The sequence below is a fragment of the Candidatus Nitrosoglobus terrae genome (genome assembly GCF_002356115.1).
In the GTDB taxonomy this organism is placed as follows: domain Bacteria; phylum Pseudomonadota; class Gammaproteobacteria; order Nitrosococcales; family Nitrosococcaceae; genus Nitrosoglobus; species Nitrosoglobus terrae.
In genome coordinates this window covers 856070-879287 of sequence record NZ_AP014836.1, presented here as the reverse complement: position 1 = coordinate 879287, position 23218 = coordinate 856070, and the positions used below count along the sequence as shown (strand labels likewise).

Sequence of the window (23218 nt, the reverse complement as noted above, 5' to 3'; positions counted from 1 at the left end):
TATGAGGAATTCAATCCCATGAAGAAATTCTTAAAAATCCTTTTTTCAACCTTTGCAGTTATTATTTTGCTCGTTGTTATTGCAGCGGTCGTGCTACCTTTTATCATTAACCCTAATGATTTCAAGCCACAGATTGTAGCTCAAGTCAAAAAAATAACGGGCCGAGAGCTTACCTTGGACGGAGATATCGATCTCAGCCTCTTTCCTTGGTTAGGAGCAACTATTCAAAAAGTTAGCCTAAGCAACCCACCCAATTTTGGGGATATTCCTTTTGTTAAAGTGGACGATATGGAGGTTCGGGTAAAACTTTTACCGCTGCTTAGAAAAGAGGTTGAAATGGATACCGTCATACTCAGCGGCCTTGACCTGAATCTGATCCGTAATGCTAATGGGGAAACCAACTGGGAAGATCTAACCACAGCGAAAACACAAGAGCAGCCACTAGAAACTAAACCTTCAGAAGGAACTGAACCAGAAGCCCCTCCTATTGCTGGCCTTGCCATTGGCGGCCTCAAAATTGAGGAAGCTCGGATTAGCTGGCAGGATGAAACCCAACATGTCAACTATACTATCGATCATCTAAACTTAGAGACCGATCCCCTAGTACTTGGGGAGCCTACTCAAATAAAACTTACCTCTGATTTTAGCTCAACTCAGCCAAAAATGAATGGGAATTTAGGCTTCAGTGGTAGCGTTGCTGCCGATTTAGAAGCAAATCGCTACCAACTTCAAAATACTGATATCAAGCTTACCGCCACAGGTTCAGATTTGCCTGTTGAGCAACTTGCATTACAGCTAGGCGCTGATATCGATGCCGCTATGGCTGATCAGCAAATAGCAGTGAATAACCTTAAACTCATTAGCCAAGTTAAATCTACTCAGTTTCCAAAACCTGTAGAAGCTACCCTTGCTACGGCAGCTAAAGTAGATTTGAATAAAGGCACGCTTAGCTTGCCCAATTTATATTTAACGGCCTTCGGGGTTAAATTAAAAGCTCAGGTAGAAGGGGCAGATTTATTGACTAACCCTAATTTTAGTGGCCGCATTGCCAGCAATCAGTTTAACCCGCGCAAGGTAGCTAAAAGCCTAGCTATTGCGCTTCCAGCTATCGATGAGACTCCGTTAAATAAAGCACAGCTCGGATTAAAGTTCTCTGGCTCACCTAAAGATTTTAATCTACAACGCTTTATCGTCAAACTTGATGAAAACATCTTGCAAGGCGCAGTGAAGGGAGATCCTGAAGCCAAACAATATCACGTTAACGGCTTAAAATTAAATGCTAAGGTGAAATCCCCGCAGTTCCCTAAACCCTTAAACGCCACACTTACTACAGGGGCTGATGTGGATCTAAACAAAGGTACGATCTCGTTACCGAATCTGGTCTTAGCAACTCTAGGGGTTAAACTAAATAGTCAAATTAATGGAACCAGCTTACTCACCACTCCCAACTTCAGTGGCCAGATTAATAGTAATCAATTTAACCCACGCCAAGTGGCTAAAGCGCTGGCCATTACATTACCTGCCGCTGCTGATCAGATGCCTCTAGAGAAAGCTGAGCTAGGGTTAAAATTTTCTGGATCAGCTAAAAGCTTTGATGCTCAACACTTTATAGTTAAGCTTGATGACAGCACGGTGCAAGGCGCGGTGAAGGGCAATCTTGAGACTCAGCAATATCAGGTGAGCGGGCTTCAGTTAAACGCTAACGTAAAATCATCTCAATTTCCAGATCCATTAATTGCTACCCTAACCACAGGAGCCACTGCAGATCTAAAGAAAGGAACCCTCTCTTTACCTGATTTATATCTAGCCGCCTTAGGGGTAAAACTTAACGGACAAATAAACGGTACGGATTTACAAACCAACCCCAACTTTAGTGGTCAGATCGATAGTAATTCATTCAATCCACGTCAAGTGGCTAAAGCACTTGCCATCGAAATTCCAACCACTACGGATAAAACTGCCCTCAGTAAAGCTCAGCTCGGGTTAAAATTCTCGGGTACACCCAATAGCTTTGATGCTAAACAGCTCACTGTCAAATTAGATCAAAGTACCCTGCAAGGCACAGCCGCAATAGATAATTTCCAACAACCCGCTATCCGCTACAATTTAGCACTGGATACAATTAATGCAGATCGTTATCTCCCGCCCTCCTCTACAGCAGCGCCTGCATCAGCTCCCCCCGTCTCTCCTGGGGCTGGTGCGGCAGCGAGTGCGAGCAGCCTTCCGGTCGAAGAGCTACGAGCGCTTAATATCAACGGTTTGGTAAAGATAGGCCAGCTTATAATCAATAATCTCCACACTCAGGATATAAGCGTTCCATTAAATGCTAAAGATGGCCTCATAGCGCTCAATCCTCTGTCTGCTAAACTCTATCAAGGTACCTATGCGGGTAATATGCGCCTAGACGCGCGTGGCCAGACCCCACAACTGGCTATTGATGAAAAACTCGCTAATATCCAAGCCGGTCCTCTGCTTAAAGACTTTATGGGAGATGATAAACTCCAAGGGCTGGCTAATCTTAACGCCAAGCTAACCGCTAATGGAGCTACCCCAGAAGCTATTAAAAGCACCCTTAACGGTACTGCCGGATTCTCGTTTACCGATGGGGCTATCAAAGGCTTTGATATTGCCGGCCGTATTCGACAGGCTTTAGCGGCTGTAGGGGGCGTAGGCGGAGCTTTGCTTTCCAAACTATCGCCTAACAACGGCAAAAGCTCAGAGAAAACAGATTTCTCTGCGCTAAAAGGAACTATCACCGCCACTAATGGCCTACTTCAAAATTCAGATCTTGATATTCAATCGCCTTTTCTTCGAGTCGGTGGCAAAGGTAGTGCCAACCTAGTGACAGAAGCCCTCAACTATCAATTGGGGGTGGCTATTGTCAAAACTATTGAAGGCCAAGGAGGAGATCCGTTAACTGATCTAAAAGGGATTACCATTCCCATGAAAATTGGGGGTACGTTATCTGATCCCAAATATTCATTTGATGTCGCAAATCTGATTAAAGCGAAAGGTGAAAAACTTATCAAAGAGGGGGTACAAAAAGGGCTAAACGATCTTTTAGGAACCCAGCCAGGGGGGGAAGGGGGAGAAGCGCTCTCTCCTGAAAAACAGCTAAAAGAAGGTATAGAAAAAGGAATTAAAAACAAGCTAAAAGGGCTTTTTAACTAGAAATAGTCTGTGATGTAACAGTATTGCGGTAAACGGTAGATTGATAAAAACCGCTAAATCTATGGATAAGGCAGCTAAGCTAGCTGCCTTTTCTAGATTCCCATCATAAAAGTTATAAAGAAGATCCCACGCTCCTATCATTCCTCATTTTTTAATACAGGCTTACGAATACACTGATGAAGTAGTGCAAAATCCAGAAAACCCAGCAGCTGAAAGCAAAACTTCTTTCAGCCAATCTTTACTCGCTTGGTTTGATACCTATGGGCGCAAAAATTTACCATGGAAACAAAACCCTACCCTCTATCGAATATGGGTTTCAGAGATCATGTTACAGCAAACCCAAGTAGCTACAGTTATCCCTTATTACCAGCGATTTATCCACCGATTTCCTAATTTACCTAGTCTAGCCAATGCCTCAGTAGATGAAGTGTTAGGACTATGGACGGGGCTTGGCTATTATGCCAGAGCCAGAAACTTACACCGGGCAGCTCAGTTAGCGTGGAGGAATTATGGCAATGAATTACCTCATACGCTGGAGGCGTTCATTGAGCTTCCGGGCATTGGCCGCTCTACCGCAGGGGCTATCCTTGCCTTGGCACTGGGTCAGCGTCATCCTATTTTGGATGGTAATGTTAAACGAGTCCTCGTCCGACAGCAGGCTATTAACATCTGGCCTGGGCATCCCCAGATAAAAAAACAGCTCTGGCAACAGGCTGAAGATCTCCTACCCGTAACTCGTATCGCTGATTATACCCAAGCTATCATGGATCTAGGGGCTATTATTTGTACTCGACACCGGCCAAGCTGCCTCTACTGTCCAGTTAAAGAAACCTGTCAAGCCTATATTCAAGGCAGTCCTAATAATTATCCTCAACCTCGCCCCCGTAAATCTTTACCTTTGCGAACCACTGTGATGCTCATGTTACTTAACAGCCAAAAAGAAGTGCTATTGGAGCGCCGTCCACCAACTGGCATTTGGGGGGGATTATGGAGCTTTCCTGAATGCCCAACTCAAACGGAGCCCACTTCATGGTGTCAAGAAACGTTCAATTGCACCATTGAAAATATTCAGATGTGGCCGTTAGTACGTCACTCCTTTACCCACTTCACTTTGGAAATCCACCCTATCGTGGCTCAAATTGACCAAAAAAGAGAGCAAATTATGGAATCTGAAGGCCGGATCTGGTATAAAGGAGTAGAAGTAATGAATCAATTAGGTCTCCCAGCCCCTATTTTACGGCTGCTGGAGCAACTTTATAAAGAATAAAATAACAATAATATGAATCGTACTGTGTACTGCATTAAACTTGCTAGAGAAGCTGAGGGTTTAGAGTTTCCCCCTTATCCTGGAGATCTGGGGCAACGGATCTATCAGCAAATCTCCAAAGAAGCCTGGCAGCTATGGATACAGCATCAAACGATACTTATCAATGAATATCGCCTCACCCTCATCGAACCAAAGGCTAAAAAATTCTTACAGCAGGAAATGGAAAAATTTTTCTTTGGGGAAGGATCAGCGCCGCCAAAAGAATTCATACCCCCTACATAAAGGCAGTTAACGCATAAGGGGCCGGATTTAAAATAGGATCTCGTTTCAATAAAATATCTGCTAATAGTCGAGCCGATGCGGGTCCAGCCACAATTCCATTACGGAAATGGCCCGCATTAATATAAAGTCCCTTTATCCACGGATGCTTGCTAATACAAGGAACACCTTGAGGTGATCCAGGGCGTAACCCTGCCCACTGATATTTTATTGGTAGCGATTTTAAGGCAGGAACTAAAGTGTAAGCAACGTTAAAAAGCTCCGCTAAGGCTTCTTTGGTAGTCGATTTATCAAAACCTACATACTCTACCGTACTTCCAGCAAGAATATGTCCATCTTGGCGTGGAATGAGATAATATCCCCGCCATACAATAATCTTTGATAACAATCCAGGTGGCCCCGAAAATACTATCATCTGCCCCCGTGCTGGCTCTACCGGTAAATGGACATCAATATTTGCTAATATTTGCCCACTCCAAGCCCCCCCAGCTATCACTACTTTATCCGTAGTTATTGATTCTACTTGAGTCACAACTGCAGTAATCGCCTGATCACGAACTAATAGCCCGGTGACCTTGGTCTTTTCCTTAATTTCTACGCCTAATTTTCTCAAGCTTATCCCCAGCGCCCGTACCAGCCGTGGGTTACGTACTTGGGCTATCTCAGGTAGCCACGCACTAAAATCCGCTTTCAAATCTTTTTCTAGCTGACTTAGCCCAGACTGATCCAAAATCTCCAATGCCATCTGCCACCGTTGCGCCCAACGCTGAGCTTCAGACATATTGTGTATATCCAGAATTAACAGCCCGCTTAAAGTCCACTCAGAATCTACTCCGCTCTCATCCTTTAGCTGCTGACAAAGATCTCGATATCGAGGATGGCTCCATACGGTAAGGGCATTAATTTCATCCAGATAATGCCAAGGGTAAGTTGGGGAAATAATACCACCCCCTGCCCATGATGATTCCTGCCCTACTTGCCCACCTTGCTCCAATAGAGTTACTTTTAATCCGCTCAGGCACAGTTCTCGCGCGGTCAACATACCGATGAGTCCGCCCCCAATCACAATTACATCTTGCGTCATCTTTTATTTTATATACTAACTTGCTTTTCACTCATGCCATGAAAAAATAACCAAGAGAATCTTATGGGAAAATATAAATAATATCTACAAAAATCTTTGTATCAATAAGTATTAATTTATATAAATTACTTACCGGAATACTATTATCATCAAGTTACACACGAGTATTAACCGCAGTAACTAAGTGTAGCTAACGGGCAGAAAAAAGCCTGTGACAAACTAAGCTAGTGATTAACTAATGATGGATAAATTCTGCTAATAAAGAAGAAAACCCTTGATAACCCTATACTCCATTGGCTGGATTGTTAGCATTAAGGGTGCTTTCCAGTCCTATCGACTGAGGACCATCAAGATCGCTCCAAGTCACGGTTACGGTAACGACTTTAACATCTGGATAGGGTTTATTACAGTTGCTGGACGTGGGTGTCGGTACAGATCCACCGCCCTGAGAACAGTAATAGTAAGAGGCTACTGTCCAAGTTCGGTTATAAATAACATTAGCTACAATCACTTGGCCACTGGGGATATTTCCTCCAATATTATTACCAATATCTGCGTAAGCAAATACCCCATTGCCTGTGGCCAACTGAATAAAACTGTGTAAATCCTCCAGCTTTCCTTGAGCTAAATTTAGCGCGACCGATTGGGCTTGAGCCGCGCTGCTGCCCCGTAATAGCAAGCCCTGAAGTTTAGCCAGCGCCGTCATACTCACCCCCAGCACCAAAAGGGTAATCAGCACTTCAATCAAGCCAAATCCTTTTTGGAGCGAAATCGGCTTTAGGATTTTCATACAGCTGTTATCAAAAATCTGCCCAACTACCGGTAATAAGAGCTAAGCTCTGACCAATACTTACCTTTTTTAATACTTGGCTATCATAGTTAAAACTACCATTAATTGTAGTATCTTGACTTGTAATCAGAGAACCTGTTACAGTAGATTTTCCATTAAAGGTCACGTTTCCCGAAAGGGAAAAAACAAGCCCGTAGATCTGCGAATCTCCATTCATAGTTATATTCCCATTTACTACCAGCAGCACCGGCTTATCCGCGCTACCAATCACACCACTACCGTTTTTATTACAATTTCCTGTGATCCAGTACAGTCCCGATGAGTTCTGATTCAGGCTATCACAGTTCGTGAGTGAAGTTGCCTTTGCTTGGATAGTACTAGACTGACTTTGGGGTACGCCAAAAACATAATTAAATAAATCAGTAGGGAAATCAGGGATAGCTGCTTTAGAGGTAATAGCGCCGGTGGCTGTGGTATTTCCATTTGGTAGAGAAATATTGCCTTGGGCCAAAATAGAACCAGTAACTGTGTAAGATCCGTTCATGATAATATCACCTCCGGCCCAAATAGAGCCAGTTGTACTACCTCCATTCATCTTCACATCCTTATTCGCCCAGATAGAAATGGCTTGCCCAGCATTAGCATCTACTGTGGAATTACCATTAAAGGTAACATTGCCCTTCACCATTAAAGCCGCCTGCGGGATATTGGCGGATAAATATATCCCTTGTTTAACAATTGCCTGCCCTGATCCATCAGCTGATTGTCCTTGCGCCAACAGTAGAAATACACCTGATGGATTAGCGCTTTGAAGCAACGCTAACGAATAGCGACCATTGGCTTGATCAAGCATCATCGTATAATCGGCGCTGTTTTCTAGCTGTGGGATAAAAGACCAAGTAATATTCTGGGTGCCATTACCGCAAGGATAATTAACGCTACTATTACAAGGAATCCAAGACCAAGCACTCACCTGATTAGCGTTGGCCTGTAAGTAAGCAATCCCTTCTGCTATTCCCGCTTCAGCGGCTGCAAATGCCTGATCCGCCCGAAACTCATTGCCTGCAATCCGTTGCTCCATCACTTGGACTTTAGTGGTATAAAAGGTCATTAAAGTGGCTAAAAAAGAAAGGATTAAGGACACCGTAAGGGTGGCTACTCCCTGTTGATAAAAAGCAGAAGCGCCATATCTTTGCTTAGTCACGATAATTTTTTTAGCTAATTGATTTGGTTATTCCGCACTTTAACGGTGCTTTGTACGGTGCGTTGAACGGTTGGATCGCTATTGAGCTGGCCGGTTAAGGTAATCTGATATTGGCGTACGGTCACCTGACCCGTATTCACTAGCTGCGGCTGAATATTAAACGCGGTGATATTAATGGACTTTTCATCAGTGAGATTCTGCCAACCCGAATCTGTGCAACCCGCCCCCGCCTGGCGCACTTCGATGGCATTATCGCTAGTATCTAATCGATAGCCATACCGCTCGTTAGGGAGCTTATTAGGAAGAGGATTTAATTCCCCATCATTATTGCTATCATAACTAAACAAAACACAGCTACCGTCCGCACTCAGAGTGATTAGAGCAAATGGATTAGAAGCGGGGTTATTGCTTCCTACCTGATTAAGCGCCCTTCCCCAGTACCCCGCCCGCCGTAGATCTCGGGTTATCATCATCATGACATCCCGCAACTCATCATTTAGCCGCGTTATTTTGAGCGTTGCCGTATTCGTTGCGATAATAGAAATTACTACAGATAAAGCCCCCCCCATCACCATCAAACCCACCGCCAATGAAACCATTAACTCTATTAAATTAAATCCCCGCTGATGGGGTAAGCAGCGACTCAGCATACTGGATAGCCCCCCAGATTCCCCGCTCCTGCTGGAGAACATAACTTTACCCTTCCAAAGCCACTGACTTTCACCTGTAACGTTTGGTTACTCGCCGATTGAAATTCAATCTTGCTGGTATTTGCCGTACCCCGCGGCGGTGAAAATGAAAAAGTAGGTAGGCTACTAGAAATCGTAATGTTCTGAAATTCATCACTACTTACAGTTCTCTGAATGCCGCCTATCATGCAGGAATTCAGAGCTTGGCAATTACAGCCTGCTGTATTATCCGTTAGACCGTAACACCAAACGGTGCTATTAGTATAAAAAGAGATTTTGATAGTTTTATTCGCCTTAATGGCCTCCGATTGAGCAAGCTGTAAATCAGCATATAGGCTTTCTGCCGCCCCTTCTAATCGCTTCTTATCCATCATTTGGGTAAAAGAGGGAATAGCAACAGCAAGTAATATAGCCGCTATTGCTACCGTTACCATCATCTCAATTAGGGTAAAACCAAAGCTTTTCTGGAACACTCAATCCACCTCTGGGTAGAACACCTTATTATTAGCGGTTAAAAAATCAAGAACTTTAAATAAGAACTCCATCCCAAAAATAAAATATTGTGAGTGTCTTTAGAAAAATAATCTTTAACCGATCTTTACTAAAAACAACTAAAATGGATATTAATAAATGAATAGAAAAGCAGGTTTTACTTTGATTGAAATGATGATTACTATGGCTATCATCGCCATTCTAGCCGCTATTGCTTTACCTACCTATCAAGGAACAGTACGCAAAAGCAGGCGATCTGAAGCCACCATGGCTTTACTTGGGATTCAATTACAGGAAGAAAAATGGCGCGCTAATCAGCCACAGTATGGATCACTGCAAGCTGTAGGAGGGACAACCTCCAATGATTATTACAATTTTTCTGCTGTAAATATCAGCGCAACCACATACACATTGCAGGCAACTGCTAAAGCAGGCACTGATCAGATTAACGATACAGCAGGTAGTATTACCTGTTCATCCCTGAATCTAGATCAAAATGGAGCCAAAACGCCTACTGCTTGCTGGTAATAAAGGGTCATTTTTTACGTATTAGTCTTGCTGTTTATGGGGGGCTGACCGAATACACTCAATAGTATAAGTAGCGTTGCCCCTATCGTGATGGCTGAATCAGCAATATTAAATGCAGGCCAGTGCCAACTTTGGTAATATATATCAATAAAATCAATTACATAACCATAAAAAATCCGGTCAATCATATTTCCTAAAGCACCGCCTAGAATTAAAGCTAGGGCAAAAGCCTCCCAAAAGTCATCAGCCTGTAGTCGATGTAGCCAAAGTATCAACCCAAAGCTTATGATTAAGGCAATGCTCAGAAAAAACCATCGCTGCCATCCCCCAGCATCGGCAAGGAAGCTAAAAGCAGCCCCTGTATTATGGGCTAAGGTAAAACTAAAAAAAGGTAGTACCGGAACTGGATGATAGAGCTGTACTTGACTCTCCGCCAAGTATTTAGTCCCTTGATCAAGAAAAACAACGAATACTGAGAGCCATAACCATCTCAACATCAACTCACTCACTATTAGCTATAAATAGCTTTAAATTAGATTATAAATTTACCCAAGCGCCTAAAATGAACACTTAAGGGCACCACCAAAGCTGAAAATCTCCTTTCTCTATTTTTGCTTACTCACCGAACCGTTTTTGCTTTTCGGTAAAAACATTAAGCAAAATTTCGCTGCTCTCCTGAACCATCAATATTTTCTACACAGCGGCTACACAACTCAGGATGATCTAAGTGAACTCCTACCTCCTGCCGATGATGCCAACAACGCACGCACTTAGAATAACTCGATGGGGTCACCGCTACCCACAGGCCAGATAGATCAGTTTCCAAGGCCTGTTCCGGTCGCTGTGATGCTGGATACAACCGCGCATAAGAGGTCATTAAAATAAAACAAAGCTCATCATCCAGCTGTTTTAAGGGGTGATACCAAGACTCATCCGCATAAAGATCTACTTCCGCATCCAGAGAGGAACCAATTTTACCGGCCACTCGAATCTGTTCCAGCTCCTTAATGACAGCTTCTCGCGCTGCTAAAACAGTATTCCAAAAAACTCGCCCCATAGTAGCCTCATTGGCTAGTGGGGTGAGATCCTGATACCAAGTCGTTAAAAACACCGATTCACATCGATCTCCTGGAAGATAATGCCAAATCTCATCTGCGGTAAAACTTAACACTGGCGCAAGCCAGCGCACCAGTGCCTCAGCGATATGATACATAGCTGTTTGGGCTGATCGTCGGGCACGGCTTTCGGTTTTAGCCGTATATTGACGATCTTTGATAATATCAAGATAAATCGCCCCCATATCTACCGCACAAAAATTATGTATCCGCTGATAGATCAGATGGAAATTATAATCCTCATAGGCTTTAAGAACCTCTTCCTGAAGTAGGAAAGCCCGATCCATGACCCAGCAATCTAAAGTAAGCATCTTTTCAGCGGGTACTTTATCAGTGGCCGGATTAAAACCATCTAAGTTTGCTAAGAGATAACGGGCCGTATTGCGTATCCGCCGATAAGAATCCGCAATGCGTCTCAAAATCTCATCAGAAACACTCACCTCAGCCCGATAATCGGTAGCCGCAACCCATAGCCGAAGTATATCCGCCCCTAAACTGCCAACAACTTGCTGTGGGGCGACTACATTGCCTTTAGATTTGGACATCTTTTTACCTTCAGCATCTACGGTAAATCCGTGAGTAAGTACGGCTCGGTAAGGCGCAGTACCCCGCATCGCCACTGCTGTCAATAACGAGGATTGAAACCAGCCTCGATGCTGATCAGAGCCTTCCAAATAAATATCCGCAGGTAAATTAAGATCTGTCCTTGAGGCCAGTACACAGGCATGAGTAACCCCAGAATCAAACCAAACATCTAAGGTATCACTTACTTTCTCATACTCCTGAGCGTCATCGCCCAGTAAATCACGGGTTTCTAGATTAAACCAAGCGTCCACGCCACTCTCCTCTACCCGCTGGGCAACCTCTTCAATCAAGCGCGTAGTATCTGGGTGTAGTTCACCACTTTGGCGATGAATAAATAAAGGGATAGGGGTTCCCCAAGAACGCTGGCGAGAAATACACCAGTCTGGCCGATTTTCCACCATACCTTCAATCCGCTGCTGACCCCAGCTAGGAAGCCAATGAGTTTTTTTAATCTCTGTCATAGCAGCGCTACGCAACCCTTGCCGATCCATGCTGATAAACCACTGAGGGGTTGCGCGAAAAATGATAGGAGTCTTATGCCGCCAACAGTGGGGGTAACTATGCCGGAGACGTTGATGGCAGAGAAGCACTCCTCTTTCTTCGAGCACTTGAATAATATGATCGTTTGCTTTAAATACAGGCTCACCGGCAAACAAGGCTGTCTCTGGTAAAAAGCGACCATCATTACCTACTGGATTATCGATAGGTAGTTGATAACGACTACCCACCACATAATCATCCTGACCATGACCTGGGGCAATATGAACCGCACCGGTACCGGCTTCTAAATTCACATGATCCCCAAGAATAATCGGCACTACCCGCTCATAGAAAGGATGATGCAATTTTAACCCTTCTAGATCCTTACCACTACAGGTGGCAATAATTCTGAAATTATCTACCCCATAGCGCGCCAAGGCTTCCTGATATAACCCTTCTGCCAGTAGCAAATATTCAAGATCTTGCCTTAAACTGCACTCCACCAGTAGATACTTTAGCTTTGGATGCAAAGCCACCGCCTGATTAGCAGGAAGAGTCCAAGGGGTCGTAGTCCAAATAACAACACTGATAGCGCCTCTAATAGGATTTTCTACTTGGCAACGAGAAATCAGTGCTTGTTCATCTATCACTCGAAAGCGAACATCAATTGCCGGTGAGGTTTTCTCTTGATACTCCACTTCCGCCTCAGCCAGCGCAGAACCGCAATCAATGCACCAGTGAATAGGTTTTACGCCCTTATAGAGGTGGCCATTGTCAATAATCTTACCTAAAGCACGGATAATGTTGGCTTCAAACGGGTAAGCCATGGTGAGATAAGGATGATTCCAATCCCCTAAAATTCCTAGCCGCTGAAAGTCTTGGCGCTGAATCTTCACCTGATTCTGAGCATAATCTCGGCACGCTTGACGAAAACCTGCGGCATCAATTTTCATCCCCGGCTTTCCTATTTTTTTCTCCACATTCAGCTCAATAGGCAAACCATGGCAATCCCAGCCTGGTACATAAGGAGTATCAAATCCACTCAAAGATTTTGATTTAATAATCATATCTTTAAGTATCTTATTGACTGCATGACCAATATGAATCGCGCCATTGGCATAGGGAGGACCATCGTGAAGGATAAACCGAGGGCGATTACACGCTGTCTCACGTAATTTTCCATAAAGATCCATTTCCTGCCAACGCTTCAGAATCTCCGGTTCACGCTGGGAAAGGTTGGCTTTCATAGGAAAGACAGTTTTAGGAAGATTCAAGGTCTCTTTATATTTCGCCACGGTTAATCCCTAATTGGTTATTCTCACTTTGATGATTATACTGGTGTTATCCATTATCACCCATGAAATGAGAGTTTATCTTGTCTGTTTCACCTAATACAAAGAGAAAATCCCTTTTTGTAGGATCTAAATGCCTATTATGGTTATTTTTATCTCTGATCTTAAGCTCACTTGTTGGATGTATCGGTACTGAAATTTCTAGCTTACCCGCAATCCCTCGTGGGATTCATACCCTAGGGGTAACCATCAATAAAACTCAACAAGGTTATCCAACAAGCTATAGCTTAGATACCACAAAACTCACCCTAGAGGTGATGCAACAATTAAATCAAGCTGGATTTAAAGTCATCCCTCCTGAGAGGGCACAATCCACTCCTACTGCGGCTATATTGCAAATAGATCTTAATCTTACCTCTGCCTATATCGGGGTCTCTTATGCCATCTCAGTAAAATTGATAAAAAAATTAAAACTCGCGAATTCTCAAGATAAATTAACTTCGGTAGCCACTTGGTCTGCAGGACAATCTGGGTTCCTCAGAGCCTCTGATATATTTTATCTTTACGACTATACCACTGCAGCTGTAAATCAATTTATCAAATCTGCTCAATCTAATCATTAAATCTAGTGATAGTTATCTCCCTTTCTGCCCTTCAATAAAAACCTCAAATCCATGCCTAGTAAGAAAAATAATACTATGAATTTTAACCAAAAATTACTCTCAGGTAGATTATATCGTCGTTATCAGCGTTTTTTAGCTGACATTGATCTGGATACAGGTGAACGCATTACCGCCCATTGCCCCAACACTGGATCCATGCGAGGTTTGGTCGAATCGGGGCTTAAGGTTTATGTTTCCCGATCCGCCAATCCTCAGCGTAAACTGGCCTATACTTTAGAACTGGTAGATATAGGCACCAGTTTAGTAGGTGTCCATACAGGTCGAGCCAATGGAATAGTCAAAGAATCTATTATTCAGGGAAAAATCACTGAACTCCTAGGCTATGAAAAAATAAGACAGGAAGTACCCTATGGTCAAAACTCACGCATCGATTTGCTGCTGGAAAATCACCCCCCTCAGGAACGTTGCTATGTAGAAATCAAAAGCGTTACGCTCAAAGAATCTAAAGCGGCTCTATTCCCTGATGCAGTGACTATTCGTGGGGCAAAACATCTTGATGATCTAGTCAATACAATACGCAGCCATCACTGCCGCGCTATGATGCTTTATCTGGTACAGCGAGAGGATTGTGAGTATTTTTCTCCAGCCGATGACATTGATCCGATCTATGGCAAGAAACTCCGATTAGCGACAACACAAGGACTTGAAGCTATAGCCTACAGCTGCCAGCTTTCTGTTACCGGAATTCACCTTCAGCACCCTCTACCGGTGCACTTATAACGATCTATATTAAGTTATAAGTTATTAGCCCGATTTTCCTGCGAGCAATTCTTGGTAAAGATGAGCATACGCTATGGCCATCCGCTCTGAAGTAAACAGGCGCTGATAACGAGCTTGCGCATTGCTCCCCATAGTTACAGCAATCTCGGGATGATTCCAAAGAAAAATCATCGCCTCTTTAAAGGCTAACGGATTGCTCGGAGGCACAACTAATCCCGTCTTTCCGTGGATATTAATATAGCTAGTACCCGTACCAATCTCGCTGGATATCATAGGCTTACCGAGCATAGCCCCTTCGAGTAAAGAAATACCAAAAGCCTCAGATCGAAGGTGAGAAGGAAATACCATAGCCAAGCTTAGGCTAATTAATGCGACCTTATCCTCATTACTTAAAGCCCCCAAAAAATAAACATGATTTAGCCCTAAACGATTAGCGTGTTTCTTTAACTCTTTTTCTGTCGGGCCAGAGCCTAAAATAACTACAGGAAAACGGGTACCCTGAATAGCATCTAGTAGGATATGTAAACCTTTATAATAGCGAATCATACCCACAAATAAGAAAAAGCCACGGCCTACTCGCCCCTGCCAATACTGCAGTAATGATGAGTTTATTTCAGGATAAGAAGCTTTATCTAATCCAATAGGAATCACTCGGGTTTTACTTCGATAGCAATTTAGTATTTGGCTAGTGGCAAAATAATTGGGAGAGGTGGCCACAATGCAATCTACATGGCGTAAAAAACTGTGCATTAGGGGTCGATAAAATTTAAGTAAAAACTGCTGGCGAATAATATCCGAATGATACGTCACCACAGTGGGTTTCTTAACCCGTGAGAGAAAATGAACCACATCCATAAATGGCCAAGGAAAATGATAATGAATGAGATCCACCTGCTTAGCTAATTCAATAAACCGTAGTAAGGCTGATTTGGAAAAGCCTGTTGAGGCTATTTGAAAATCAAGCGATACTCGATGAACGAGATGATTTTCAAAGACTAAGGTGCCCTCTTTTTCAGGGGCTTGAGTTAAAGTAAGTATCTCAGTTTCAATACCATAAACCGCAACACTTCGCGCAATCTGGTAAATAACCTGCTCAACACCTCCCATAGTTTCTGGAAAATAGGTTTTATAAAAATGCAAAACCCGCATATGAGCATCAGGCTGATATTCTGGAGAAAATCCGTATTAAAAATATTGACGAAGTGCTTTAAACCAGACGGCATAGGGCTGAAAAAACCACCATTTCAAAGGAACACGCCCATAATGCTGGCGGACAATATCAATAGCTTCCCGATAGTGTAGACGGCGCTGATTCCTAGTTTTAGTGGCTATATGATCTCGATTTACCGCAATAAAGCTATTGGCAAAATGTAGTGGACCAAAGTTTTTAAATAACCGCCACCATAGATCATAATCCATGGCGAGCTGAAAATTTTTATTCACCCCCCCGATGGCTTCCCAGGCTGAACGACGAATGAGGGTTGCCGGTTGAGAGATAATACAGCGTTGCGCTAGGCGGCTTTCATTAAAAGGCTCAACCCAAGCAGCCCGTAGAATTTGCCTCTTTTCAATATAATTCCATGAACGGCCATACACTGCTGGGATTTTTGGAAATTGCTGTAATGTTTGCCATAAATAGGTGAGGCCATGGGGCAGTAACCAATCATCACTATTCAGCCAGCCTACTAAAGGGGCTGTTCCTTGGGCAATGCCTTCATTAATAGCAGCGGCTTGGCCTTGGTCAGGATAGCTGCGCCAACCCGCTAGCCGATGCGCCCATTTGTTGATTACCGTAAGCGAGTTATCATTGGAGCCCCCATCCATGACAAATACCTCAACGGGTAATTGCTGATTGAAAATAGAGGCTAAAGCTTGATCAAGATAGCAGCCTTGATTGTAGGAAGGCACCGCAAAGGTAATTAACGGCTTTGGTGCCATTGCTAGCGATTATTATAATAACGGTGTAAAAAATCTTGATAAACGCTGCTTATACCGACTTTTAAATCAACTCGTGCCTGCCATCCCAGTGATTGCATGCGACTGATATCTAATAATTTACGCGGAGTCCCATCAGGCTTAGCTGAGTCAAAAACAATGGTCCCTTGAAACTCAATCACTTCCATAATTATGGCGGCAAGTTCCTTGATCCTAATATCAACCCCAGTGCCTACATTAAACAAACCCTCAGAAATACCTTGCTCCATCAGAAAAATGCAAGCCGCTGCCATATCATCTACATGGAGAAATTCTCGCATGGGCACACCGCTCCCCCATACCACCAGTTCTTTATCTCCCCTTAACTTTGCTTCATGGGTTTTACGAATTAAGGCTGGCAGTACATGGCTATGATTAAGATCATAGTTATCATTAGGGCCATATAAATTAGTGGGCATCACTGAAACATAGCGGGTTCCATATTGTTGATTATAGCTCTGACACATTTTTATACCGGCAATTTTAGCTATCGCGTAAGGCGCATTTGTCGCCTCTAAAGATCCGGTTAACAGATAATCCTCCCGAATGGGCTGTGGACAATCTCTAGGATAGATGCAACTGGATCCTAAAAAGCATAAATCTTTCACCCCAGCGAGATAGGCACCATGAATACAATTAGACTGAATAATGAGATTCTCATAAATAAACTCAGCTGGGTAAGTATTATTGGCATAAATGCCCCCTACCTTAGCCGCTGCAAGAAATATATAATCGGGCTGCGCTTGCTTTAAAAAAGCAAATACTTGGCTTTGATCCAATAAATTAAGTTCTTGACGAGTACGGGTAATAATCTTGCGGTAATCTTTTGTTTGCAGGCTCCGAACAATGGCAGATCCCACCATTCCTTGATGCCCGGCTACATAGATTTTTTTAGCTTTATCCATTGTCGCCCACGCTTTTTTTACCCATAGACCGTTCTTGTAGATCTAAATTTCCCCAAAGCGTATTTAAATCAAAACTTAATCCTGGAGGAAGGCCAGGCAAAGATTGTCCGGTACGGATAAAAAAAGCGGAGCGCAATTGTACCCACAGAGAAAAAAATTGACCTACCAAGGGTAATAATTGAATATGATGATTTTGCCGTACCCGTTCTATTTCCCGCTTCCCCACAGTAGCTAGCTGGGTTGCAGTTTTAGCCCGCTGATGAACCCGAAAGGCAGCAAGAAATCGGTTTACCCGCTTAAATTTTCCAATATCCATATAGCGAACAAACAAATCATAATCCATAGCAAAATGATAACTAGAATCTAGGTTACCTGCTTCGGTAAATAATCGCCGCCGCCAAAAACAAGTCTCTTGAGGGATGAGATCCCAGGGTCGCATTAAAAAATCACTATGCTGAGGTAAAATCCAATGCCCTACTATCTGGTTGATCTCATTGATGATACAGCGGTGGCTATAAATACAGTCCACATCAGGATGGCGATGAAAATAATCGGCAACAAAGTTAAGTGCCCCGGGTAAGAGCACATCATCACTATTTAAATAAGCCATAATCTCACCAGTAGAGCAATTAAATCCTTCAGCAATAGCCGCACTTTGCCCCTCATCCGTCGCTGATACAAAGTGGGAGAACTGATGACGATAAGGCGCAATCCGCGTTAATGTTTGATCGGTAGACCCCCCATCCATAAAGATATACTCTAATTTCGGATAGCGTTGACTCAGCACCGATTGCACTGTCCACTCTACAAAATCACCCTGATTAAAAGAGGGAGTCACCATACTGATGGTAGGTAGCTTTTTAGTATTACTCACCTGTCCCTTCTCCCATCACTAGAAAGCTATAATCGCCTTTATCAAAGTGATTCCAGAAAAGCTGACACCAAACATGTATCCTTTGCGCCTGCTTACATACAATTGGATCAAAATTAACCGCATGGGAAACACTACCACCTAGCCCAAGTGCATTCTGCACTATAGACATGGCGGTCCAGTAGCAATGAGAAAATGTTTTAAAGTAGAGGAGCTGTAAGCCTGCTTGCTTCGCGAGGGCAAATAAGCCTTTACGAGAAAAAATATAGCGGTGATAGGGCGTATGCCAATGAGCCCAGGTAGGACCAAACCAATCTATCTGTCGAGAATCTAGGTTAGGTGTACTTAAAACTAACACCCCACCTGGGGCAAGCAATAAGCGAAGCTTACGTAAAACTTGTACTGGATTGTCCACGTGCTCAATGCTCTGCCCCATAAAAATCACATTAAATTGTAGAGCGTGAGGCACTATCTTTACTGCATCTTCAGCAGCTCCTTGCCAAACACAATGGCCTTTTCCTTGGGCTACGGCCACTGCTTGAGTATTCGGCTCCAATCCATAGGCTCGCCAAGGTTTTTGGATAGCAATCTCATCCAATAAATGGCCTTCAAAACAGCCGATATCAAGCAGTTTCAGTGCAGCATGAGTATCTATGCTTGCCGCTTGGAGGATAAACGTCAGTTCAGTTAATGTATTATTCAACCAACCATTGGGTAAAAAACGAGCGAGCTTTTCCACTGGTAATCGCAATAGTGCTTTTTCCCACCACCGTTTACCATTAAAGTAACGATAGGGAGAAGTGCCCTCCGGGTTTTTAACGACTAAGGGGGGCGCTGAATAGTACTGCTGATATAACTCATCTAACTTAAAGCGTGGAACTGGCGGGTAAGCAATCGCAATCTTATGCTGGGTATCTAAATAAATATAATTAATGGTCTGATCGCCAAAACGAGTATCTGGAGTACTAAATAAAAATCGCCCTGCTGGCTTGTCATCGATAGGACTCACGGCTTGACCGTATTCCGTGCCCGTACATACTACTGACGGTGGCGGCATATTGCCAAAATCAATAGGGAAAAATAATCGATCTTGGGTAAAAAATACAGCGAGTTTCCGACTTAAGAAGCGGTACTTTATCCACAGCTGCCAAGATAATTTTTGCCATCCTGAAGCTTTCATAAGGAAATCACTGCGAACTTGATCAACCTCCTGATAGTAGCCTGGGGTATTTTCGCTAAGCTGCCCTGAACGAATACGAAAACAACTGACATGATGGAGTCTACGGGTAAACTTAAACCGTGCTGATAATCGCAGCCATAGGGCATAATCCCCCGCTAGTTTCAGTTCTCGACGCAAGCCACCAATCGCTTGATAGGCATTACGTCTAAAAAAAACCCCATCTTGAAACAAAATATGTTTATTAAGCAAATCTCCAGTGCCAATATGTTTAGGCTGCCGAATATTAGGGTATTTCCAACCATTTACTAAAACCGTATCTTCATGATAGATAACGGATACTTTCGGATGGCGAGCAAAATAGCTACCTACGGCCATTAAAGCCCCACCTTCAAGTAAATCATCTGCATTTAGGTAAGCCAATATTTCCCCTGTTGCCCGAGAAAAACCTTTAGCAATCGCATCATACATACCTTGATCAGGCTCTGAGATTACCTGATTGATTCTATGAGAAAAGGTAGATTCTTTTTGCAGCCGCTCAATAATAGCGAGGGTATCATCTGTTGATCCTCCATCCACAATAATAAATTCTAGGGCAGAATACTGTTGGGTTAATACCGAACCTAGGGTCGACTCAATAAATTGAGCACTGTTAAGTACCGGAGTCACTATTGTTATCTTCGGCAAGGGCGGTAAAGGTGGCCCTTGGGCGATACGCCACAGTCCCTTTTGAATAACGTGCCGCAAACGCTTGTCAATATATTCCAAATTTTCCTGTAGGCGCGCCTTAAGCCTCATATTTCGGTGTAAATAAAGCTGCTGCTGAAGGGTTTCATTTTCTCTTTGAACCGATTGCAATTGCTCACTAAGCACTATATTTTCCTTACTCAAGCTATCGTTTTGAGCTTGAGTAGCTTCAAGCTGCTGCTGTAACTGCTCACTAAGTGCCATATTCTCTTTATTCAAACCCTCATTTTGAATTTGAATAGATTCAAATTGCTGCTTTAGATACTCAGTATGTTGTTTTAAATATTTAATCTTTTGCTCTAGCACGCCTTTAGATTTAGGCATTGCACAGCGTTGCCGTCGCCTTTTAGCATACCGCTCAGCTATTTTAAATAGTTGCAAGGAAGCTTTATTTGAAGGCGTAATGTTTAATTTTTCACAAATCTCAGTACACTGATCCTCATAACCTAAGCGAAAAAACACCTCCTTACCTAACGCATTAATAAGAATGGCAATTTCATTTCTGCTAAAAACATTCTTATAAGTATCAATTGCATTGGTATGTACGTAAGGAGTGGCCATAATCTTCTTATCGCCAAAAGAACTTTTGGTATACGACTTTTGAATATCTAGCTGTTTATCTAATATCAGAGGTGAAAGTGTCAAATAATTAAAAATACGGTTCATTTCTATTGCTGGGTTAGCGACCAAATTTTCGTAATGAACCTTAACTACCTGATGATCCGCCGCAAAAGCTAATAAATATCTAAAGCCTAAAACATAATCAAATAAAAAAGGCGTATTGCCTCGGCTAGCAATAATTTCTGGAAGATTAACTGACCAAGCCGTTTTAAAAGAAGCAGCCACATCAAGCGGATTACGTACTAGGAGAATGGCCTTATTTTCGGGTAAAAAAGACTGAATAAGGCTAAGCACCTGATAGTAGCGGGGGGTTTTATCGACAAAAATAGTTTTTCCTGATTTTTTTAATGCCTGCTGATAGATAGCTAAAGCAGCCTGTTTAAGGGTGAGCAGTCGCTTATTTTCTAAGAATTCTGTAATGGCCGCGGCTAGTAGCGGCGGATCGGCCATATGCTCAGTGGGCACTCGACCAAGGGCATCTAAGCCCAATAACAACCAAGGTTCAGGTGGGCAGTACAGTCTATGATGCTGATTAAGCAGGCAAGATAATAAAGTCGTCCCTGAGCGAGGCACTCCTAGTAAAAATACGACCGATGGATCATTAGCCATTAGAATAATCCATTTTCAAAAATCTGAATTTTTTTCGTCAGGAAAATATCCATCGCCTGATGATATAACACATAATCCAATTGATTACGGCGCACGAACTCAGATTCTAAATCCGAATCAATCGTATAATTTAATCCAACAGTGTTTTCAGGGTTACTGTTCTCAGTTTCAATAGATAAGTCTTTTAGTACCGGGAAAAGATGACCTAGCATTTTTACACTGTCGTCGAAATATTCTGTTAAACCGATAAAATCAAATTGAGTTAATGGAAAACGCCAAAGAAATTTAGCCTGTAGGTTAGTATGTTCTTTAGAGAGCAAAAACCGCTCTAAACTCCAGTTGTCACGGTGAAATTTCTCCCAAATACGATGCCCCGTCACTGCGGTTCTCTTCCAGAAAAAAAAATGAGATAAGGCTCTTTGTAACGGATGACGTAGGAAAGTAATATAAGCAGTTCTTTGCCGTTTTCTAAAATAAACTCCATTAAATTGAGCGTATTTCCCCGCCAGAAAATGGCCAAATATGAGGGATTCTGATCTAGGCATAGAGATAATACTCGATACCAAGCAATCCACCTTACGTACCAAATCCCCTTTCGCCATAGGTCGATGGTAGTCAAAATAAATATTATCAACGCCTACTTTATCTATTAGCGCTTTTTTTAATGAGGTACCTGCCGCTTTAGGGATATGCAGCATCACAATTTTCATTGTGAACTAAACTCATAGCCAAATAGTTTAATATCCGCTGCAAAGCGGTCAGCCACCATTTGTATAAGTCCTGAATCATAATAGCTCACATAAGGTTGTCGATTTCCTTTATTAAGGATAGGGAGATTTTTCTTTTCAAATCCAAGATCATTACATAATCTACAAAAATCTTGGTTTAACTGTTCATAGCGAATAATAAAATTAAGATTCTTATCTGGGTTGCCTTCATTAGATAATTGTAAGAAAGAAACCATAGATTGTATTTTATCCAGCTCCTGAACGAAGGTATTTCGATCCCAAATACGATGGCCTCGATGAGGAGAAAAATAAAAAGAAATAGCCCGTTCCCAAGGATTACGAATGCAGGTAAATTTTTTCATCGACCAAAATAGTTGAGCGCCAAGAGCAGAAAAATACTCAGATAAAGTAGCATGCTTAGTCGTACCATACGCGCTTGATAAACCAAACCGATGAATACCATCCTTGTTAGAGCTAGCGACGATACTATCTTCGGAGTAAGGACTTAAAATACTTTGTAGCGTATTCCCCGCTGTTTTTGGGATATGGACAAAGATAAATTGATGTTTTATCCCAATCACACTACCTGTCTTGCCCCATAAAAACGGTAACCATGCAAGCCAATCTCAACTGCAAAAACATCACGGATTTTATCTGCTTGAGACGGTGTTAACACTTCTTGATAAGGACGCCTATCGGTTCGATATTCTGATTTAGCATAAACCCCAAGAGAGCCCTTAAAAAATACCCCTAATTGCTGAAATACCTCACCTAAATCCCCTATAAGATTTTCAAAATAAAGTACCCGATCCACAATAATTTTTGCGCTATCATCTGGCTCTGTATAACGAGAAAAATTCACTGGGAACTCCTCTCCAGATAAAAATTTATCTAAAGAAAGATTTCCTTCAGCCCTAAAGTTAGCCATATGGTAATAAGACAATGTCTTATCCCAAGGATTACGCTCTACGCAGAACTTAAAATAATCCCGCCAAGTTTTCTCCCCTATTTGATGACGAATCTCCGCGCTGGTCATACGATTGTAAAAGCCTTCATAGTTACGGGGAATATGGGAGGGTATAGGCGGATAAATGGGAGTCACAATATCGGTATCAGCACAGATTTGGGATAAAAATACCTCAATACTGGTTCCTGCTGTTTTGCCATTTTTTATAAATATAAACTTATGCTGGTGTGAGATAACCAT

At 42.7% G+C, this 23218-nt stretch carries 21 protein-coding genes; 6 read left to right on the top strand and 15 right to left on the bottom strand.

Annotated features, from left to right (window positions below; all coding sequences use genetic code 11):
• Nucleotides 1–18: 18 nt before the first annotated feature.
• The 3 genes from TAO_RS09895 to TAO_RS04230 all read left to right on the top strand — a co-directional run bounded on the left by TAO_RS09895 (nt 19) and on the right by TAO_RS04230 (nt 4720).
• Nucleotides 19–3171, top strand: a complete 3153-nt coding sequence (locus tag TAO_RS09895) for an AsmA family protein (RefSeq protein WP_231910577.1) — start codon at nt 19–21, stop codon at nt 3169–3171.
• A 184-nt stretch (nt 3172–3355) separates the two neighbouring features.
• Entirely contained in the window at nt 3356–4438 is a 1083-nt protein-coding gene (gene mutY, locus TAO_RS04235; RefSeq protein WP_096526770.1) for an A/G-specific adenine glycosylase, read from the top strand.
• A gap of 12 nt (nt 4439–4450) precedes the next feature.
• Complete coding sequence (locus tag TAO_RS04230) at nt 4451–4720, top strand: oxidative damage protection protein (protein ID WP_096526769.1); 270 nt, start codon at nt 4451–4453, stop codon at nt 4718–4720.
• Here the strand turns inward: TAO_RS04230 and thiO are convergent.
• The 5 genes from thiO to TAO_RS04205 all read right to left on the bottom strand — a co-directional run bounded on the left by thiO (nt 4713) and on the right by TAO_RS04205 (nt 8957).
• Entirely contained in the window at nt 4713–5801 is a 1089-nt protein-coding gene (thiO, locus tag TAO_RS04225; RefSeq protein WP_096526768.1) for a glycine oxidase ThiO, read from the bottom strand. The two genes, TAO_RS04230 and thiO, sit on opposite strands and share 8 nt — an antisense overlap.
• 283 nt (nt 5802–6084) lie before the next feature.
• Nucleotides 6085–6591 carry a type IV pilus modification PilV family protein gene (locus tag TAO_RS04220; RefSeq protein WP_096526767.1) on the bottom strand — a complete coding sequence of 169 codons (507 nt, stop codon included), beginning with the start codon at nt 6589–6591 and terminating at the stop codon, nt 6085–6087.
• A gap of 10 nt (nt 6592–6601) precedes the next feature.
• Nucleotides 6602–7795 carry a PilX N-terminal domain-containing pilus assembly protein gene (locus TAO_RS04215; protein WP_172419058.1) on the bottom strand — a complete coding sequence of 398 codons (1194 nt, stop codon included), beginning with the start codon at nt 7793–7795 and terminating at the stop codon, nt 6602–6604.
• A 14-nt stretch (nt 7796–7809) separates the two neighbouring features.
• Nucleotides 7810–8445: a prepilin-type N-terminal cleavage/methylation domain-containing protein gene (locus TAO_RS04210; RefSeq protein WP_172419057.1), complete on the bottom strand. Its 636-nt coding sequence runs from the start codon at nt 8443–8445 to the stop codon at nt 7810–7812.
• Complete coding sequence (locus TAO_RS04205; RefSeq protein WP_096526764.1) at nt 8439–8957, bottom strand: GspH/FimT family pseudopilin; 519 nt, start codon at nt 8955–8957, stop codon at nt 8439–8441. Before TAO_RS04205 ends, TAO_RS04210 begins: the two co-directional genes overlap by 7 nt.
• Before the next feature lie 157 nt (nt 8958–9114).
• Here TAO_RS04205 and TAO_RS04200 point away from each other — a divergent pair, with 157 nt between their 5' ends.
• Complete coding sequence (locus tag TAO_RS04200; protein WP_096526763.1) at nt 9115–9504, top strand: type IV pilin protein; 390 nt, start codon at nt 9115–9117, stop codon at nt 9502–9504.
• Nucleotides 9505–9518: 14 nt separating this feature from the next.
• Here TAO_RS04200 and lspA read toward each other — a convergent pair whose 3' ends face one another.
• Complete coding sequence (gene lspA, locus TAO_RS04195; RefSeq protein WP_096526762.1) at nt 9519–10001, bottom strand: signal peptidase II; 483 nt, start codon at nt 9999–10001, stop codon at nt 9519–9521.
• Between the two features lie 155 nt (nt 10002–10156).
• Entirely contained in the window at nt 10157–12979 is a 2823-nt protein-coding gene (gene ileS, locus TAO_RS04190) for an isoleucine--tRNA ligase (protein WP_096526761.1), read from the bottom strand.
• Nucleotides 12980–13059: 80 nt separating this feature from the next.
• On the opposite strand from ileS, the gene TAO_RS04185 reads away from it, so the two are divergent.
• Nucleotides 13060–13599: a hypothetical protein gene (locus TAO_RS04185; RefSeq protein ID WP_096526760.1), complete on the top strand. Its 540-nt coding sequence runs from the start codon at nt 13060–13062 to the stop codon at nt 13597–13599.
• 75 nt (nt 13600–13674) lie between these two features.
• On the top strand, nt 13675–14379 hold the full coding sequence (gene sfsA, locus TAO_RS04180; protein WP_096526759.1) for a DNA/RNA nuclease SfsA: 705 nt from the start codon (nt 13675–13677) through the stop codon (nt 14377–14379).
• Between the two features lie 24 nt (nt 14380–14403).
• Here sfsA and TAO_RS04175 read toward each other — a convergent pair whose 3' ends face one another.
• The 8 genes from TAO_RS04175 to TAO_RS04140 are packed head-to-tail and all read right to left on the bottom strand — an operon-like array spanning nt 14404 to nt 23218.
• Nucleotides 14404–15528: a glycosyltransferase family 4 protein gene (locus TAO_RS04175; RefSeq protein WP_096526758.1), complete on the bottom strand. Its 1125-nt coding sequence runs from the start codon at nt 15526–15528 to the stop codon at nt 14404–14406.
• A gap of 36 nt (nt 15529–15564) precedes the next feature.
• Complete coding sequence (locus TAO_RS04170; protein ID WP_096526757.1) at nt 15565–16317, bottom strand: glycosyltransferase; 753 nt, start codon at nt 16315–16317, stop codon at nt 15565–15567.
• 2 nt (nt 16318–16319) lie between these two features.
• A complete protein-coding gene (locus TAO_RS04165) occupies nt 16320–17258 on the bottom strand; it encodes a GDP-L-fucose synthase family protein (RefSeq protein ID WP_096526756.1) in 939 nt (312 codons plus the stop codon).
• Nucleotides 17251–18132 carry a glycosyltransferase family 2 protein gene (locus tag TAO_RS04160; RefSeq protein ID WP_231910576.1) on the bottom strand — a complete coding sequence of 294 codons (882 nt, stop codon included), beginning with the start codon at nt 18130–18132 and terminating at the stop codon, nt 17251–17253. The genes TAO_RS04165 and TAO_RS04160 overlap by 8 nt, the downstream gene beginning before the upstream one ends.
• Entirely contained in the window at nt 18125–21283 is a 3159-nt protein-coding gene (locus TAO_RS04155) for a sulfotransferase (RefSeq protein WP_096526755.1), read from the bottom strand. The genes TAO_RS04160 and TAO_RS04155 overlap by 8 nt, the downstream gene beginning before the upstream one ends.
• Entirely contained in the window at nt 21283–21993 is a 711-nt protein-coding gene (locus tag TAO_RS04150; protein ID WP_096526754.1) for a sulfotransferase family 2 domain-containing protein, read from the bottom strand. The genes TAO_RS04155 and TAO_RS04150 overlap by 1 nt, the downstream gene beginning before the upstream one ends.
• A complete protein-coding gene (locus tag TAO_RS04145) occupies nt 21990–22592 on the bottom strand; it encodes a sulfotransferase family 2 domain-containing protein (RefSeq protein WP_096526753.1) in 603 nt (200 codons plus the stop codon). The genes TAO_RS04150 and TAO_RS04145 overlap by 4 nt, the downstream gene beginning before the upstream one ends.
• Nucleotides 22589–23218: a hypothetical protein gene (locus tag TAO_RS04140; RefSeq protein ID WP_096526752.1), complete on the bottom strand. Its 630-nt coding sequence runs from the start codon at nt 23216–23218 to the stop codon at nt 22589–22591. Before TAO_RS04140 ends, TAO_RS04145 begins: the two co-directional genes overlap by 4 nt.